Annotated in this window: 1 pseudogene; it reads right to left on the reverse strand. The window is 50.9% G+C overall.

The annotated features are described in order from the left end of the window. A pseudogene (locus tag EN804_RS35935) lies at positions 1-318 on the reverse strand (methyl-accepting chemotaxis protein); the annotation flags it as partial.

Raw genomic sequence — 318 nt, forward strand, 5'->3', positions numbered from 1 at the left:
AAGATGGTGGAGTTTGTTTGGTCGGTCAGTTCGTCACTTCTCGCAGCCACGGATTTCAAGACCTGGTCCAGAAACGCTGCGTTGTCGGTCGTCAGGGGAAGAATCAAAGAGTCCGCTTTTGCCAGGGTCGCCCTTGCCGGTTCGTTCTGATCAGCTTTACCCAGTTGAACGGCCTGGTCAGTCAAGACGATGACTTCTTTCGTTCTCTCAATGATTTTGTCTATCGCAGCGCTCTCACGTGGGAGAAGTTCTTTCGTGTGCTGGAGACGCTCAAGAAGCTTGCCTTTGCTATCGCTGTAAAAGTCGATAGCTGTTTTC

Source organism: Mesorhizobium sp. M8A.F.Ca.ET.161.01.1.1, from assembly GCF_004792105.1.
In the GTDB taxonomy this organism is placed as follows: Bacteria; Pseudomonadota; Alphaproteobacteria; order Rhizobiales; family Rhizobiaceae; genus Mesorhizobium.